Raw genomic sequence first — 13,136 nt, 5'->3', positions numbered from 1 at the left:
CGGCCCCTCGGGCCTGTGGTTCAGATCACGACCCGCGGACGGGCGGAGGGAGTTACGCTACGACTCGTAGCGTAAGAGCGACAACCACGCGAAGAGCTACCGGCGCCAGGTGGGGACCCGGCGCCACAGCACGACAGGTACGGCACAACAGATACAGCAGGACAGATACAGCACGGCAGGTACGGCACGGCAGGTACCGCGATCGGTTCGTTTCGGCCGATCTTTTTCGTCGGCGCGCGCACTCGGGGGAGGATGTACGCATGCAGCCCAGAAACATGTCCATGAGCGGCGTCGTCGACCTCGCCGCGGTGAAGGCGGCCGGTGAGGCCAAGGCCAAGGCCGAGCAGGCCCGCGCCGAGGCGGCCCGGAAGGCCGCTCAGGGCGGTGCGCCCGCGCCCGCCGGGGCCGTTCCGCCGTCCGCGCTCGTCTTCGACACCGACGAGACCCGCTTCGAGAGCCATGTCGTCCCGCTCTCGGGCGAGGTTCCGGTCATCCTCGACTTCCGCGCCGAGGGCTTCGAGCAGGGGCGGGAGCTGAGCCTGCTGCTGGAGCGGCTCACCCTCGAGGCGAACGGCCGGCTGGCGCTGGCCGCGCTCGATGTCGCCGCCAACCAGAACCTGATCCGCGAGTTCCGCATCCAGGCCCTCCCGGCCGTTTTTGCCGTGGTCGCCGGCCAGGCGATGCCGCTGTTCCAGGACTTCGTGTCCGAGGGCGAGGTCCGCGGGGTCCTGGCCCAGCTGGTCCAGATCGCCGAGGAGCGCTTCGGGGTCATCGGCGTCGAGGTGGACCCCGGCGCCGAGGGCGCCGCCGCCCCGGGTCCGGGCGCGGTGGAGGTCGAGGAGCCGGCCGGTCCTTACGACGCGCTGCTCGACGAGGCGATCGAGGCGCTGGACGCCGACGACCTCGACGGGGCGGTGCGCGCCTACAAGAACGTACTGGCGGCCGATCCGTCCAACACCGACGCCAAGCTGGGCCTCGCCCAGACCGAGCTGTTCGTCCGGGTCAAGGAGATGAACCCGCAGGCGGTGCGTGCCGCGGCGGCCGAGAACCCGAAGGACCCGGCGGCGCAGATCGCCGCGGCCGACCTGGATCTGGCCGGGGGTCACGTGGCGGACGCCTTCGGGCGGCTGGTGGACACCGTGAAGGTGACGTTCGGTGACGACCGGGACGCGGTGCGCGTCCGGCTCCTGGAGATGTTCGAAGTGGTCGGTCCGGACAACCCGCTCGTCACCTCGGCGCGTACGGCGCTCGCGCGGGTGCTCTTCTAGCACCGACACAGGACCGACACAGCACCGGCACACCACCGGTGATTTGTTGACACGGAGATAAACAGCGGCCGCGCTTTGCCAAAACTTGGTAATCGCGGCCGCTGTTACTCGCAGTAAATCGAACCCCGTGAACTGTCCGGTGTGTTCACTCTTCCCCCGGTCTGTCGTGGCCCTTGGTGACACCCTGTGTTGCTGCCCGACGGGGTGGGTACTCCCTCAGGTTATCTGGCCGTTACCCGCCAGTAACGAACCCCCTTGTGCCCCGGCCGTGAATGGACCACGATCGGCGACGCTCGGTCCTTCCCGCAGAGCCGCTCATCCCGGAGCCGCGGTGGAGGGTCCCCACCGGGCCGGCCGGTGGCAGTGGCACCGGTCGTGGGACAGGGGGGTCTCCGTCACACGACGGGGCCTGTCCCCCCAGGTTGCGCGAACGCGTGGCCAAGTGGTTGTCGCTCGGGGGTGAACGCCGGTGTACGGACGCGGCATTGCCGCGGCTCGGCCGCTCGCGCTCCTTCCCGAGGACGTAGCACTTCTCCCATCCCAGGACGGGCACCGCCCGGACCGGAGATGTACGTCCGAGAAGGAGGAACGAACATGATTTCCCAGATTCGTGGCGGGACCAGATGGAAGCGCTTCGCGCTCGTCATGGTGCCGAGCATCGCTGCCACGGCGGCGGTCGGTGTGGGTCTGGCGCAGGGTGCCCTCGCGGCGTCCTTCAGCGTCTCGGGCCAGGACTTCAAGGTTTCGGCCGACAAGCTCGACGGTCAGAACCTGATCCAGTACGGCGGCGTCGCCGAGGGTCACAACCTCGACGGCACGGCGGCGCACCACCCGGTCACCATCTCCGGGTTCAGCCACGCCGAGATCACCAACATGTGCCAGTCGCTGGTCACCCCGACGCCGCTCGGCAACATCACGCTGAAGCTGCAGACGGGTACCAAGCCGGGCAAGCCCGCGGTGGCCGACAACATCTACCTGGATGTTGCCGAGCTGGACACCGACGCCGAGTTCACCAACCTGGACATCGGTGTCGCGGTCGGCGATGCGTCTCACAAGACGAAGCCGCAGGCGGGCACGGTCGCCAACAAGTACGCGTTCTCGCAGCGTGCGGACCGCGCGGTGCTGTCGAACGTGCGCCAGAAGGCGTGGGCGACGACGGCGGGCACCTTCAAGCTGCCCGACCTCAAGCTGCGCCTCCTCGGCGGAGACCAGCCCTGCTACTAGGACGCGAAGCCATCGCTCCGAGTGCGTAACCGGACGGGCGGGCGGTGAGGGCAGCCGCCGCCGTCGCCCGCCCGTCCGGGCTCCACATAGTTCTCAGTACCACCCGTTTCCAGGGAGCTGTTGTCCATGAACCCCCAGGCCCCGGTTTACGTGCGCGCCGAAGACGACGCCTGGCTCACGATGGTGTACTACCGCTTCCACGCGTGGTCCGGTCAGCGCCCCTTCTGGGCCGGGCTGATCACGCTCATCGCCGGATTCCCCATCGCCTACTTCCCGTACGCGGACGTCCGGCTCGGCAACGTCACCATCGCGATGGCGACGACGGCCGGTGCCGGCTCGCTGATCATCGGCGTCCTCCTGGCAACGCTGGGGCTGACGCTCTGGTTCCAGCAGAACGTACGGATCTTCGCGGGTGTCGCGGCCATCCTCCTGGGACTGGTGTCCCTGCCGGTCTCCAACCTCGGAGGCTTCGGCGCCGGCCTCATCCTCGCGATGGTCGGCGGCGGTCTCGCACTGTCCTGGGTACCGGGCAAGCCGGTGGCGGAGACGGAAGCGGCGGACACCAGAGACCCGGCGCACACCGTGAACCTGGGCAAGGCCGAGGCGATGGCGGGCCCCCACGGGGTCCCGGGACAGCGCGAAACGGAAACGCCGGCATACGCGAGCGAGACGACTGCCCACGCCGATGGCGGGAGGAACAGTGCGGGGTGACGAAACGCAACGGGGCGAGGCTCCGGGTGCGGAGTCCCGTGAAAGGAAGGGCCCGCGCCACGCGGCGCCCAGGAAGTCGCTGCTGACCAAGATCCAGATACCCGTCGGCAAGACGATGGCGCTGGCCGCCATGCCGACCGCGGTCTTCGTCGGCATGAGCATGGCGCCGAAGCTGGCCGTGGCCGACGAAAAGGACATCCCCTTCGCGCCCGGACCGTGCGTGACGCGGTCCGACGAGCCCGCGGAGTCGGCGTCCCCGTCGGCGAAGACGCCTTCCAAGACTCCTTCGAAGACGCCTGCTGCGACTCCCGCACCGGGCAAGTCGCCCACCGCGGTGCCTTCGCCGAACGTGAGCCCGTCGGCCACCAAGCCCGCGTCGAAGCCCGTCGAGAAGCCCGGCGTCATGCCGGCGGCGGTGCCTCCGGCCAAGGCGGCGAACCCGCTGGACCCGCTCGGCGTCGGCGACGCGATCAAGGGCCTGGTCGACGCGCTCGGCAAGCCCCTCACGGGCACCCCGGCCGCGCCGACTCCGACCCCGACCACGACCGCCACCGCTGCGCCCGCAGCGGACCCGGCCGAGGCCGCGATCCGCGACGCCGCGAAGACGGCGGGCGTCACCGTCTCGGAGCTCTCCGAGGAGGTCAAGGGCACCGCGACCGCCCCGAAGGACGAGACGGGCAAGGCGACCAAGCCGAAGCCCAAGCCGGTGCCGGTAACGGCGACGGAGGGCGCGAAGGGCAAGAACGGGAAGGAACCCTTCCCCTGCCCGACCTACGACGCCAAGGCGCTGGCCGCCGCCGAACTGGAGCAGGGCATCCCGCTGCTCCCGGACGAGCCCTGGTACCTGGACAGCTCGCTGCTGACCCTCTACGGCCTCGACTACGAGGGCATCGTCGAGGTGAAAACGGCGGGCGGCAAGACCAAGACCGTCCTGAAGTTCACCGCGGACTCGCTGGACATCAAGGACCTCTACCAGACGGTCGGCAAGGGCGCGCAGGTCACGCACCTGAAGTCCCGTCCGGGGTCCACCTCGAAGATCCGGGGGGCCAAGGTGACGATGTACACCGAGAGCCTCAAGGGCAACCTCTTCGGTCTGATCCCGATCGAGTTCACCCCGAAGAGCCCGCCGCCCCTGAACGTGCCGTTCGCGTTCTTCACGAACGTCACGGTCGTCCAGGCCGGCCAGTTCGGCGGCACCCTGACCGTCCCGGGCCTCAAGAACTACATCGGCCCGGCGGAGTAGACGCGTACGGCCTCGCGCGGCCGCACGCACCGAGGGCGGCACCCCGGATCCTCATCGGATCGGGGTGCCGCCCTCGGTCTCTGTGCGGCAGAGTCCTACGCGTGGAGCGCTGCGGCGGTGCGAGGTCAGTCGCGGGCGCCGCTGCCCAGGTGGTGGACCCGGACCATGTTGGTGGTGCCCGGGACGCCGGGGGGCGAGCCGGCCGTGATGATCATGGTGTCGCCCTTGTTGTACCGCTTGAGCTTGAGCATCTCCACGTCCACGAGGTCGACCATGGAGTCGGTGTTGTCCACGTGCGGGACGACGTAGGACTCGACGCCCCAGCTCAGGGTGAGCTGATTGCGGGTGCCGGCGTCGGTGGTGAAGGCCAGGATCGGCTGGTTCGCGCGGTAGCGCGACAGGCGGCGGGCGGTGTCACCGGAGTGGGTGAAGGCGACCAGGGCCTTGCCGTCCAGGAAGTCCGCGATCTCGCAGGCCGCGCGGGCGACGGAGCCGCCCTGGGTGCGGGGCTTCTTGCCCGGGACCAGCGGCTGCAGGCCCTTGGACAGGAGCTCCTCCTCGGCCGCCTCGACGATCTTCGACATCGTCTTGACGGTCTCGATCGGGTAGGCACCGACCGAGGACTCGGCGGACAGCATGACCGCGTCCGCGCCGTCGAGGATCGCGTTGGCGACGTCGGAGGCCTCCGCGCGCGTCGGGCGCGAGTTGGTGATCATCGACTCCATCATCTGGGTCGCGACGATCACCGGCTTGGCGTTGCGGCGGCACATCTCCACGAGGCGCTTCTGCACCATCGGGACCTTCTCGAGCGGGTACTCGACGGCGAGGTCGCCACGGGCGACCATGACCGCGTCGAAGGCCGCGACGACGCCCTCCATGTTGGCGACGGCCTGGGGCTTCTCGACCTTGGCGATGACGGGGACCCGGCGGCCCTCCTCGTCCATGACCTTGTGGACGTCCTTGACGTCGTCGGCGTCACGCACGAAGGACAGGGCGACCATGTCGCAGCCCATCCGCAGGGCGAAGCGGAGGTCGTCGACGTCCTTCTCCGACAGGGCGGGGACGTTGACGGCGGCACCCGGCAGGTTGATGCCCTTGTGGTCCGAGATGACACCGCCCTCGATGACGATGGTCTTGACCCGGGGGCCCTCGACCTCGGTCACCCGGAGCTCGACGTTGCCGTCGTTGATCAGGATCTGGTCGCCCTTGGAGACGTCGCCCGGCAGACCCTTGTAGGTCGTGCCGCAGATGGACTTGTCGCCCGGGACGTCCTCGGTGGTGATGATGAACTCGTCACCGCGGACGAGCTCGACGGGACCCTCGGCGAAGGTCTCCAGGCGGATCTTCGGCCCCTGGAGGTCGGCGAGGACGCCGACGGCACGCCCGGTGTCCTCGGAGACCTTCCGGACGCGGTCGTACCGCTCCTGGTGTTCTGCCTGGGAGCCGTGGCTGAAGTTGAATCGGGCCACGTTCATACCGGCCTCTACGAGAGCTTTCAGCTGCTCGTAAGAGTCGACGGCGGGGCCCAGCGTGCAGACGATTTTGGAACGGCGCATGGAGCGGATCCTATCGGTTTGTTTCGTAGCGGAATATTCCGTCTGGCGGAAAGTCCAAAGTGACTACCCGGTAACCAGCGCGTACGTCTGGCTGGCGATCTCCAGTTCCTCGTCCGTCGGGACCACGGCCACGGCCACCCGTGCGTACTCCGCGGACACCAGGCGCGGCTCGGAGGACCGCACCGAGTTCGCCTCCAGGTCGAGCGCCAGGCCCAGTTCGGCCAGACCGGCCAGGGCCATCTCCCGGATCTGGGAGGAGTTCTCGCCCACGCCCGCCGTGAAGGCGACCGCGTCCACCCGGCCGAGGACCGCCGAGTAGGCGCCGATGTACTTCTTCAGACGGTGGATGTACGAGGCCAGGGCCAGGCGTGCGGAGGCGTCGCCCTCCGCCGCCCGCCGCTGGACCTCGCGCATGTCGTTGTCGCCGCACAGACCCAGCAGACCGCTCTTCTTGTTGAGCAGCGAGTCGATCTCGTCGATGGACATGCCCCCCACCCGTGCCAGGTGGAAGACGACCGCAGGGTCCAGATCGCCCGAGCGGGTGCCCATGACCAGGCCCTCCAGCGGGGTCAGCCCCATGGAGGTCTCCACGCACACCCCGCCGTGCACGGCCGAGGCCGAGGCGCCGTTGCCCAGGTGGAGGACGATCACGTTCACGTCCTCCTCGGCCTTGCCGAGGAGCCGGGCCGTGGCCCGGGCGACGTAGGCGTGCGAGGTGCCGTGGAACCCGTACCGCCGGATGGAGTACTTGTCGGCGGTCGCGGCGTCGATCGCGTACCGCGCCACGTGCTCCGGCATGGTCGAGTGGAAGGCCGTGTCGAAGACGGCGACCTGCGGCAGGTCGGGGCGCAGCTCGCGCGCCACCTCGATGCCGGTCACGTTCGCCGGGTTGTGCAGCGGGGCGAGCGGGATCAGGGCGCGGATCTCTGCGAGGACGGCGTCGTCGATCAGCGTCGGGTGGGTGAACTTGGTCCCGCCGTGCACCACCCGGTGGCCCACGGCGGCGAGCTCGGGGGAGTCCAGGCCCAGGCCGTCGGCGGCGAGCTCCGCCGAGACGGCCCGCAGCGCCGCCCCGTGGTCGGCGATCGGACCGGTCGTCACGCGCTTGCCGCCCGCGGCCCCCGGTCCGGTCAGCGGCTCGTGACTGAGCCGGGAGGTCTCCTCGCCGATGCGCTCCACCAGACCGACTGCCAGGCGGGAGGAGTCCGCCATGTCGAGCAGCTGGTACTTCACCGACGAGGAGCCGGAGTTGAGGACGAGTACGCGCGATGCGGTCACGATGAGGGTCTTTCCTTTGCGGTGGGGGCTCGGTGGGGGAGGGGCTCAGCCGGTCAAGGGCCGAGCCGGCCACGGGCTCAGCCGGTCACGGGACGGGACTGCGCCTGGATCGCGGTAATGGCCACGGTGGTGACGATGTCCTGGACCAGGGCGCCGCGCGAGAGGTCGTTGACGGGCTTGCGCAGACCCTGCAGGACCGGGCCGACGGCCACGGCGCCGGCCGAGCGCTGCACGGCCTTGTACGTGTTGTTGCCGGTGTTGAGGTCGGGGAAGATCAGCACCGTCGCGCGGCCGGCCACCTCGGACTCGGGCAGCTTGGTCGCGGCGACCGAGGGCTCCACGGCGGCGTCGTACTGGATCGGCCCCTCGATCAGCAGGTCGGGGCGCTGCTCGCGGACGAGCTCGGTGGCCTTGCGGACCTTGTCCACGTCGGCGCCCGAGCCGGAGGTGCCGGTCGAGTACGAGAGCATCGCGATCCGCGGCTCCAGGCCGAACGCGGCGGCGGTGGTGGCCGACTGGACGGCGATGTCGGCGAGCTGCTCGGCGTTGGGGTCCGGGTTCACGGCGCAGTCGCCGTACGCGAGGACCTTGTCGGCCAGGCACATGAAGAAGACCGAGGAGACGATGGACGCGTCGGGCTTGGTCTTGATGATCTCGAAGGCCGGGCGGATGGTGGCGGCGGTGGAGTGCACCGAGCCGGAGACCATGCCGTCGGCGAGGCCCTCCTGGACCATCAGGGTGCCGAAGTAGTTGACGTCGGTGACCACGTCGTGGGCCAGCTCGACCGTCATGCCCTTGTGGGCGCGGGCCTTGGCGTAGTACTCGGCGAACCGTTCCCGCAGCGGGGAGGTCGCCGGGTCGATGAGCTGGGCGGCCGAGATGTCGATGCCCAGGTCGGCGGCCTTCTTCAGGATCGCCTGCTCCTCGCCCAGCAGGGTGAGGTCGCAGACCCCGCGGCGCAGCACCACGTCCGCGGCGCGCAGCACGCGCTCCTCGGTGCCCTCGGGGAGGACCACGCGGCGGCGCTCGGCGCGGGCCTGCTCCAGCAGCTGGTTCTCGAACATCATCGGCGTGACCCGCTCGGAGCGGGCCACCGAGAGCACCTCGCGCAGCTCTGCGGTGTCCACGTGGCGCTCGAACAGGCCGAGCGCGGTCTCCAGCTTGCGCGGGGTCGCGGAGTTCAGCCGGCTCTGCAGGGAGAAGAGTTCGGCGGCCGTGGGGAAGCTGTTGCCCGCCACCGAGACCACCGGGGTGCCCGGTGCCAGCTTGGAGGCCAGCGTCAGGATGTCCTTGCCCGGGCGCTCGTTCAGCGTCAGCAGCACGCCGGCGATCGGCGGGGTGCCGGAGGTGTGCGCGGCGAGCGCGCCGATGACCAGGTCGGAACGGTCCCCGGGGGTGACGACCAGGCAGCCGGGAGTCAGGGCGTTCAGGAAGTTCGGCAGCATGGCCCCGCCGAAGACGAAGTCCAGGGCGTCGCGGGCCAGTCCGGCCTCGTCGCCGAGGAGCACCTCGCCGCCGAGCGCCCGGGTGATCTGGGCGACCGTCGGGGCGGACAGGTGCTTGTCGTCCGGCAGGACGTAGCAGGGCACGGGGAGCCTGGCGGCCAGGCGCTCGGCTATCACCTCGCGGTCCTCGGCGGCCACCCGGTTGACGACCATCGCGCCCACGTGGCAGCCCAGCGCCTCGTAGGCGCGGTAGGCGTTGCGGGTCTCGGCGCGCACGGCCTCGGCCGGGTGCTTGGTGCCGCCCACGACGGGGATGACCAGCGCGCCCAGCTCGTTGGCGAGGCGGGCGTTGAGCGCCAGCTCGTCCGGGAGGTTGGTGTCGGCGTAGTCGGTGCCGAGGACCAGCATGACCTCGTAGTCGCGCGCCACCTTGTGGTAGCGGCCGACGAGCTGGGAGACCAGTTCGTCGGTGCCCTTCTCCGCCAGGATGGCGGAGGCCTCGTGGTACTCCATGCCGTAGGCCGTGGAGGCGTCCTGGTCGATCCGGTACCGGCCCTTGAGCAGGTCGAAGAGCCGGTCGGGCCCGTCGTGCAACAGGGGGCGGTACACGCCCACCCGGCCTGTCTGGCGGGTCAGGAGCTCCATGATGCCCAGCTCGACGACCTGGCGGCCGTCCCCCCGCTCGATCCCCGTCACGTACACGCTGCGCGTCACGCGTGCTCTCCGTCCCAATTCGAGTCGGTTGTCCCAGTTAATGTGGGCTTGACCTCTTGACAATACCCCTGTGATTCCTTAGGACGCCCGCCGGGAGAAGGGCCTGCACAAGGGGGCCGAAAGGCCCTGCGGGCCCCCCGCGGACGGAGTGCCACGGAGCGCGCACCCCCCGGGGCCCGTGGAACAATCGGACAGGCTTCATCAATATGCCCTTCATGCGGCACCTCATACGGCATCTCATATGTACGTCGGTCGGCTGGACGCCCGCACGCGAACAGCCAGGTACGACCAGGAGCAGGAGACACAGCACGATGCGTATCGGAGTTCTCACCGCAGGCGGCGACTGCCCGGGCCTGAACGCTGTCATCCGGTCGGTCGTACACCGTGCCGTGGTCGGGCACGGGGACGAGGTCATCGGCTTCGAGGACGGCTTCAAGGGCCTCCTCGACGGCAACTTCCGCCCCCTCGACATCAACGCAGTCAGCGGCATCCTCGCCCGCGGCGGCACGATCCTCGGATCGGCCCGCATGGAGCGCGCCCGCCTCCACGAAGCGGCCGAGAACGCCGTCGAACTGGCGAAGCGCTACGGCATCGACGCCCTGATCCCGATCGGCGGCGAGGGCACCCTGACGGCCGCCCGGATGCTGTCGGACGCCGGCATGCCGGTCGTCGGCGTGCCGAAGACCATCGACAACGACATCTCCTCCACCGACCGCACCTTCGGCTTCGACACCGCCGTCATGGTCGCCACGGAGGCCATCGACCGCCTCAAGACCACCGCCGAATCGCACCAGCGCGTCATGGTCGTCGAGGTCATGGGCCGGCACGCGGGCTGGATCGCCCTGGAGTCCGGCATGGCCGGCGGCGCCCACGGAATCTGCCTGCCGGAGCGCCCGTTCGAGGTGGACGCCCTGGTCAAGATGGTGGAGGAACGATTCGCCCGCGGTAAGAAGTTCGCCGTCATCTGCGTGGCCGAAGGCGCGCACCCCGGCGAGGGCTCCATGCCGTACGAGAAGGGCGCGATCGACCAGTACGGCCACGAGCGGTTCGCCGGCATCGGCAACCGCCTCGCCGTCGAGCTGGAGCGGCGCCTGGGCAAGGAAGCCCGCCCGGTCATCCTCGGCCACGTCCAGCGCGGCGGCACCCCCACCGCCTACGACCGCGTCCTCGCGACCCGCTTCGGCTGGCACGCGGTCGAGGGCGTCCACCGCGGTGATTTCGGCAACATGACCGCCCTGCGCGGCACCGACATCGTCATGGCCCCCCTGGCCGACGCCGTCACCGAGCTGAAGACCGTCCCCGAGGACCGCATGTACGAGGCCGAGTCCGTCTTCTGACCGCCCCGGCCGGGACTTCCGTCCCGAATTCCGCCGCCGAACGGCCCGGTCCGCACCGCCCCTCCGGGGCCGCGGAGACCGGCCGTCAGGCCCGGACGGCCCGTCCGCGTCCCCACCGGGACGGGGACGGGCCACACCTCGTTCGGACCCCTCCCCGCGTTATGATCCGAAGACTCCGCCGTTGGGGGATTGATCGGCCGAGCCGCACATGGCCGGATCGGGCCGCGAAGTCCAGGCCCTCATCCGGCTCCCGTGCGCACGATGGAAGGTTCCCGTCTCCCGTGGCGACCCGCCCTGCCCTTTTGACCAGTAGGAACGCCGAGAACCCGCAGGCGGCACAGTCCGGCGGCCCGGCCGCGGCACCGGCCCCGGTACAGCGGCGGTGGTTCGTGCTCGCCGCGGCCGTGGGCCTGTCCTGGGCGCTGCCGCTGCTCCTCGACGCACTGAGCCTGGACGTGGTGCTGATCCCCGTCCTGGTCCTGGCGATCGGCTCCCTGATCCGGGTGGGCGGCGGCCTCCTCGACCGGCTGGTCGTCTCCGCCTTCATCCTGTGCGGCGCCGTCATGGCCTTCGGACTGCTCTTCTCCGTCTGGCCGTGGGGGCTGGCCCCGGTCCCCGGCGCGGGCTTCCTGCTGACCGTCGTGTCCGTCTGCGGCTGGCTGTCCCGCCGGCGCCCGCACATCCCCCTGCGGCTGCGCGGCACGGACGCGCTGGTGCTCGGCACCTTCGCGGTGGTCTGGCACTACATGCACCACCCGCTCGCCGGTAAGTCGATCACCGAGCGGCTGGCCTTCTTCGTCACGTCCGAGGACCGGATGGGGCACTTCTCGTACTTCGACGGCATCCACCACGTGGGCGGCTACAACTTCCTCCACCAGGAGGCCGCCAAGACGTTCATGATGACCCCCTCGGAGGCCGTCTACCCGCAGGGCACCCACTTCCTGCTGGCGTGGATCGACGTCCTCGTCAAGTCCTCGACCGACGGCGGCCCCGCCGCCGAGATGATGAACCGGTACCTCCTGTACGTCATCGGCGCCTACGCGCTGCTCTGCGCCGTCCTGGTCTGGGCCGCCCGCTGGATCGGCGGCCCGCGCCTGCGCGGCTGGCGCGCCGCGGTGGTCTGCGCCAGCGTGATGGCGGTCATGCTGTCGGGCTCCATGGCGAACCTCGTCGAGAAGGGCTTCGACTCCGAGACCGTCGGCCTGCTGTTCCTCGCCGTCGGACTGGCGCTGCTCGTGCGGCCCGCGATGGGCCGGGCCGAGTTCGCCCTCGTCGGGGTGGCCGGCCTGGTGACCGTCACCTTCGTCTACAACCTCTACGGGGCCCTGCTCGGCCTCGCCCTGGCCGCGGTCCTCGTCGTCCACCGGCGGCGCTTCGCCCCCCGGCGGGGGCTCCTCCTCGGGGTGCTCGCCGGCGGCACGCTGATCGCGGGACTGCCCAGCATCTTCTCCGTCCTGACCAAGCTGGACGTCTCCAAGACCTCGAACCTCGCCGGCCCGATGGTCGTCCCCGACCGCCCGGTGCTCATCGGGTGCGCCCTGGCGGCCCTGCTGGCCGCCTCCCTGCGGATGAACCGGCGCACCGGCACCGGGCAGATGGTGCTCGTCCTGGTCCTCGGCGCGATCACGATGCTCACCCTCTTCGGCGTCTACCAGACGAAGACCATCGGCTACCTCTCGTACTACTTCGAGAAGCTGGCCGCCGCCGGTCTGGTGATCAGCGTGATCTCGCTGGGCCTGGTCGGGCTCCTGCTGACGCCCGCGGAACGGTCGAAGGGCTCGGTCCGCCGCCGCCGGGCGGAGCGGCTGCTGCAGTCCGGCCTCGCCGTGGTCGCCGCACTCGCACTGTTCGGAGGCGTGCAGTTCGGCGTCCCCTCGGGGTGGATCAGCTTCGCCAAGCGGCTGAACACGACCTCGGCCTTCAACGAGAGCCCGATGCTCAAGTGGGCCAGGGGCGAGGCCCGCAGCGACATGGGCCCGCCGGCCCGGGCGCTCGTCGGGCGCGACCTCAAGGACCGGCCGGGCCCGGTGATCGCCCTCTACTCCAACGACTCGTACCTGAACCTGAAGTCCACCTTCCTCGCCCAGCTCCTGAACCACCGGGCGGGCGACATGGTGGAGCTGTACGAGATCTTCTACGTCAAGATGGGCGGCCCGCCCACCGAGAAGGGCGCCAAGAAGCAGGAGTTCGCGAAGGAGTACGACACCTCGCTGGTCCACCTGAAGAAGGCGCTCGCCGAGGGCCCGGCCGCGCCGACCCAGCGGGGCGGCGGCCCGCCGGGGGGGGGGCGGGTGTCGAAGGGCCAGTCCCCGGCGGGCAACACGGCGACCGGGGTGGGCGCGCCGCAGCCGCCCCCCTAG

Annotated in this window: 9 protein-coding genes; 6 read left to right on the top strand and 3 right to left on the bottom strand. The window is 70.3% G+C overall.

The window, feature by feature from the left end:
• Window positions 1-260 precede the first annotated feature (260 nt).
• The 4 genes from ACFVX6_RS16245 (at window position 261) to ACFVX6_RS16230 (ending at window position 4,446) form a co-directional block, all read left to right on the top strand.
• On the top strand, window positions 261-1,268 hold the full coding sequence (locus ACFVX6_RS16245; RefSeq protein ID WP_389691890.1) for a tetratricopeptide repeat protein: 1,008 nt from the start codon (window positions 261-263) through the stop codon (window positions 1,266-1,268).
• Window positions 1,269-1,862: 594 nt separating this feature from the next.
• Entirely contained in the window at window positions 1,863-2,492 is a 630-nt protein-coding gene (locus ACFVX6_RS16240; protein WP_250744779.1) for a DUF6230 family protein, read from the top strand.
• Between the two features lie 126 nt (window positions 2,493-2,618).
• Entirely contained in the window at window positions 2,619-3,203 is a 585-nt protein-coding gene (locus ACFVX6_RS16235; protein WP_389691888.1) for a DUF6114 domain-containing protein, read from the top strand.
• Complete coding sequence (locus ACFVX6_RS16230; RefSeq protein WP_389691886.1) at window positions 3,193-4,446, top strand: hypothetical protein; 1,254 nt, start codon at window positions 3,193-3,195, stop codon at window positions 4,444-4,446. Before ACFVX6_RS16235 ends, ACFVX6_RS16230 begins: the two co-directional genes overlap by 11 nt.
• 125 nt (window positions 4,447-4,571) lie before the next feature.
• Here ACFVX6_RS16230 and pyk read toward each other — a convergent pair whose 3' ends face one another.
• From pyk to pta, 3 genes are all read right to left on the bottom strand, one after another.
• Window positions 4,572-6,002, bottom strand: a complete 1,431-nt coding sequence (gene pyk / locus ACFVX6_RS16225; protein ID WP_389691884.1) for a pyruvate kinase — start codon at window positions 6,000-6,002, stop codon at window positions 4,572-4,574.
• A gap of 63 nt (window positions 6,003-6,065) precedes the next feature.
• Window positions 6,066-7,280, bottom strand: coding sequence for an acetate/propionate family kinase (locus ACFVX6_RS16220; RefSeq protein WP_389691882.1), 1,215 nt, complete (start codon window positions 7,278-7,280; stop codon window positions 6,066-6,068).
• A gap of 77 nt (window positions 7,281-7,357) precedes the next feature.
• A complete protein-coding gene (pta, locus tag ACFVX6_RS16215; protein ID WP_389691880.1) occupies window positions 7,358-9,439 on the bottom strand; it encodes a phosphate acetyltransferase in 2,082 nt (693 codons plus the stop codon).
• A gap of 311 nt (window positions 9,440-9,750) precedes the next feature.
• Here pta and ACFVX6_RS16210 point away from each other — a divergent pair, with 311 nt between their 5' ends.
• Both ACFVX6_RS16210 and ACFVX6_RS16205 read left to right on the top strand, forming a co-directional pair.
• Complete coding sequence (locus ACFVX6_RS16210; RefSeq protein WP_243336280.1) at window positions 9,751-10,776, top strand: ATP-dependent 6-phosphofructokinase; 1,026 nt, start codon at window positions 9,751-9,753, stop codon at window positions 10,774-10,776.
• Between the two features lie 302 nt (window positions 10,777-11,078).
• Window positions 11,079-13,136 carry a hypothetical protein gene (locus ACFVX6_RS16205; protein ID WP_389691878.1) on the top strand — a complete coding sequence of 686 codons (2,058 nt, stop codon included), beginning with the start codon at window positions 11,079-11,081 and terminating at the stop codon, window positions 13,134-13,136.

Origin of the sequence: Streptomyces sp. NPDC058289 (assembly GCF_042880975.1) — a bacterium.
Taxonomy (GTDB): Bacteria; Actinomycetota; Actinomycetes; order Streptomycetales; family Streptomycetaceae; genus Streptomyces; species Streptomyces stoeckheimensis.
This window is presented reverse-complemented; position numbering and strand designations above follow the sequence as displayed.